5 protein-coding genes are annotated in these 3,625 nt (G+C 26.3%); 1 reads left to right on the top strand and 4 read right to left on the bottom strand.

The window, feature by feature from the left end; genetic code table 11:
* The 3 genes from ACTT9D_RS07015 to ACTT9D_RS07005 form a co-directional block, all read right to left on the bottom strand.
* The coding region (locus tag ACTT9D_RS07015; RefSeq protein WP_440931067.1) for a hypothetical protein at positions 1-544 on the bottom strand (544 nt) is incomplete at its 3' end.
* On the bottom strand, positions 544-1,512 hold the full coding sequence (locus ACTT9D_RS07010) for a KpsF/GutQ family sugar-phosphate isomerase (protein ID WP_440931066.1): 969 nt from the start codon (positions 1,510-1,512) through the stop codon (positions 544-546). The genes ACTT9D_RS07010 and ACTT9D_RS07015, both read right to left, overlap by 1 nt.
* Positions 1,513-1,514: 2 nt before the next feature.
* On the bottom strand, positions 1,515-2,126 hold the full coding sequence (locus ACTT9D_RS07005; protein ID WP_440931065.1) for a ribonuclease D: 612 nt from the start codon (positions 2,124-2,126) through the stop codon (positions 1,515-1,517).
* A gap of 18 nt (positions 2,127-2,144) precedes the next feature.
* Here ACTT9D_RS07005 and ACTT9D_RS07000 point away from each other — a divergent pair, with 18 nt between their 5' ends.
* Positions 2,145-3,107: a complex I NDUFA9 subunit family protein gene (locus tag ACTT9D_RS07000; RefSeq protein WP_440931064.1), complete on the top strand. Its 963-nt coding sequence runs from the start codon at positions 2,145-2,147 to the stop codon at positions 3,105-3,107.
* Positions 3,108-3,115: 8 nt separating this feature from the next.
* Here ACTT9D_RS07000 and ACTT9D_RS06995 read toward each other — a convergent pair whose 3' ends face one another.
* On the bottom strand, positions 3,116-3,604 hold the full coding sequence (locus ACTT9D_RS06995) for a GcrA family cell cycle regulator (RefSeq protein WP_440931068.1): 489 nt from the start codon (positions 3,602-3,604) through the stop codon (positions 3,116-3,118).
* Between the last annotated feature and the right edge of the window lie 21 nt (positions 3,605-3,625).

Below are 3,625 nucleotides of genomic sequence, written 5' to 3'. Positions count from 1 at the left end.
CTTTTAAATTATAACTAGATTTTTTCAAATAAATATTATTAGACATTTTAATTAAGTTTTTCTTTTTATTAGGATTTTTCTTTAATTCTTCATCAGTTAGATCTAACGTTAGATGAAGTGTACCTCCAGTAATTATTCCTTCACTAGAAAATATTTTTACATTTTTTTCAAATATTGTTTCGAAAGTATTATTGTTAAATTCTGCGAAATCGGCAAATAGTAATATTTTTTCAGTTGAGCTACTTTTTATAAGATCAATCTCAGCCTTCACATTTGTCATGAAAATATTGCTTGCGTTTGTTATATCAAATTCTCCATATTCTGCCGTAATAACATATAGATCACCGTTATCATTATTAGTCACATATTTAACATCTTTTATGATATTTTTATCATTTAGTATTTTATTTTTTTGAATTTCACTTGATAAATCTTGTGAATTGTCAGTTTTAGATTTGATAAAGTATTTATTTATAAAAATAAATATAGATAAAATTAGTATTAGAAATAGAAGTAACTGAATTACAATTTTTGAATTCAACATTAATTTATATTAGCATCTAACAAATTATGAATATGAAGAATTCCAATAGTTTTCTTTTTATTTGGTTTTTTATAAACACATAAACTAGTTATTTTACGTTCGTTCATTATAGACAATGCTTTTACAGCTAAAGTATCCTTTTCTACTGATATCGGGTTTTTTGACATGAAATTTCTTATTTTTAAATGTTCAATTTTTTTATTTTTTTGAAGTAATCTTTTTACGTCTCCATCAGTAAATATTCCTTTTGTAAAATTTTTTTTATCTCTAATAATTATCATTCCTAAATTTTTTAAATTAATTATCTTTATAGCTTTTTCTACAATTGTATCCTCATTTACAAATGGAATTTTGTTTTTTGTTATCATTAAGTCTTCCACAGTTTTAAGCTTCTTACCCAAGTTTCCAGATGGATGAAATTTTTTGAAATCTAATTTTCCAAATTTTTTTTCTTTCATTAGTGCAATTGCAATTGCATCACCAAGCGCAAGTTGACAAGTGGTGCTTGAGGTGGGGACAATACCATATCCAGCCTCTTTAACTTCTGGAATTAATAAATTTAAATTTGAATTTTTATATAATAATGAATTTTTTTTTGAAACTATACTTATTAGTTTTATTTTATTTCTATTTACATATTCAACTATGTTTTTCAATTCTTCAGTATTTCCTGAAAAACTTATTAAAATTAAAATATCTTTTTTTGAAATTCTTCCAAGATCACCATGAGAACTGTCACTTGCAGAAATCGTAAATGATGGAATTCCAACAGAAGATAGAGTTGCAGAAATTTTAGATGCAATTATACCACTCTTACCTACACCACATGTTATGATTTTTGACTGACATTTACTTATCGCTTCAATTACTTTGTCGAATGAAGAATTAATAGATTTTTTAAGTTTTATTAAACCTTTAATCTCTAAATCTATGACATCTTTTCCAATTTTCTTAAAATTAGTTTTCATGGTCAATGGCTCCAGATGTCATCTTTAAATGATGCTAAATCTAATTCAACTCTCGTTTCTAAAAATTTTAAACATGAGCTATATAAATTATATCTATTTTCTCTAATTAAAATTTCCTCAAGTTTTTTATGAATATCATGAAGGAAAATCACATCGTTTGCACAATATTTTAATTGTGCTGGACTCAATTCCCCACCAAAATCTGAACTTTGGAATTGTTTAGAAACATCTATATTTTTAAATTCTTTAATTAAAGTTTTTAAAGAATGGTTATCAGAGTATGATCTGGCTAATTTTGAGGCAATTTTTGTATCTAGTATATTAGTAACTTTTATTTTCAAATAATACTTGATGTGTGCCAAATCTGCCCTTCCATAATGAAATATTTTCATCACATTATTGTTTGTTAGCAACTTTTTTAGATTTGGTGCATTATAGCTTTTTCTATCTAATTGAATTATATGGGCGTCGTTATTACCTGTAGAAATTTGGATTAAACATAAAGGATCTCTTTTTACGTTCAAACCCATAAATTCACCATCCACTGCTATTAGATTGCCTAATTCCAAATCATCTGGTAAATCATTTTTGTGAAGTTTAATTTCAAAATTCATCGTTAAAAGAATATATATATGAAAGCAAAAAATTGTCTAATTTTTGGCGGTACTGGTCAGATAGGAACAAGTTTGATAAGAAAATTGACTAGAAAGAACTATAAAGTCACCATTGTCACAAGAAATTTGCATCAAAAAGGTAATTTTATAAAAACCCAAGCCAACGCTGGATACATTGAAATAGTTGAGTTAAATCCTTTTGATCCAAGTCAATTAGTTCCTTTTTTTAAAAATGCAGATATTTGTATTAACTTAGTTGGAATACTTTTTGAAAAAGGAAAAAATAACTTTCAAAATATACATGTTGAATTCCCCTCAATGTTAGCTTCACTCTGTGAAAAATATGAAATAAAACAATTTGTTCATTTATCAGCCCTTGGCGTGGAAAGAATTAAAGATTCAAAATACGCTATTTCGAAATTTGAGGGTGAAAAAAAAATTAAAAATATATTTCCAAAAGTGACTATCTTAAGACCTTCAGTTGTTTATTCTTCAAACGATAATTTTACTACTACATTTATGACTTTGATTAGTAGATTGCCTGTCTTCCCTATATATTATGAAGGTAAAACCAAGTTTATGCCCATCCATTGCTCAGATTTAACTGATATTATATTAAGTATTTTAATAAAAGATATTAAAAATGAGATAATTGAATGTGTGGGTCCAGAGATAATTACATTTAAAGAAATTTTAATAACCTTAATGGAATTGATTGAAAAAAGAAGAATATTATTACCTGTTCCATTGTTATTTGGAAATATTTTAGCCACTTTAATGGAATTAACACCAAAACCAATATTGACAAGAGATCAATTAAAGCTTTTAAAATTTGATAACATAAACTCTAATAATTTTAAAACTAATATATCTATAGGTATGCCAAGTAAAAAAAGGTTAAAAGATGAGGTTAAAAAATATTGTTACATGTGGAGAGATGGTGGACAATTTTCTACAGACAAATATTATGATAAAATTTAAGTTTTATCTTAGGCTGTCTCAACTTTTTTATTGATATATTCATGCGCTTCACCCTGCTCATGGTTATCTTCTTTTTTTCCTTTTGGTTGATAAGCATAAAGCAGATGTAGTTTACAATAAGAAAAATCTTTTAGTGAGCTTCGTCCACAAAAATAAAAATTTTTTTCATTAGGATGTCCTATTGGCCATTTACAAGAATTTTCACTTAATTCTTCTAATTGTTTTGGACTCTCTGGTTCAAAATCTTTCTCAATTATTAAAGATTTAAATCTACTTTTTTGTCTAATTTTTTGTTTGATTGGTGAGTTAGAATTAAATTTATTACCGATTTGGGCTGATTGCCTTGTTTTAATTTTGGCTGATAAATTCAGTCTGTGGGCTTTACCAATAACTGCATTTCTGCTGACGCCACCAATGATCTCTGCAATTTGGCTTGCAGTATTACCTTTTCCCCATAATTCTTTTAATTTTTCAACTTTTTCTTCAGTCCAACTCATATAATCAACATGTAGTATAAA

Origin of the sequence: Candidatus Pelagibacter sp. (genome assembly GCF_052049815.1) — a bacterium.
GTDB lineage: Bacteria > Pseudomonadota > Alphaproteobacteria > Pelagibacterales > Pelagibacteraceae > Pelagibacter.
Note: the sequence above shows the minus strand (reverse complement) of the source record. Positions and strands in the feature narration are given on the sequence as shown.

Coding starts and splice junctions, on each gene's coding strand:
- ACTT9D_RS07010 (WP_440931066.1), bottom strand. CDS start 1,512: ATGAAAACTAATTTTAAGAAAATTGGAAAAGATGTCATAGATTTAGAG.
- ACTT9D_RS07005 (WP_440931065.1), bottom strand. CDS start 2,126: ATGAATTTTGAAATTAAACTTCACAAAAATGATTTACCAGATGATTTG.
- ACTT9D_RS07000 (WP_440931064.1), top strand. CDS start 2,145: ATGAAAGCAAAAAATTGTCTAATTTTTGGCGGTACTGGTCAGATAGGA.
- ACTT9D_RS06995 (WP_440931068.1), bottom strand. CDS start 3,604: ATGAGTTGGACTGAAGAAAAAGTTGAAAAATTAAAAGAATTATGGGGA.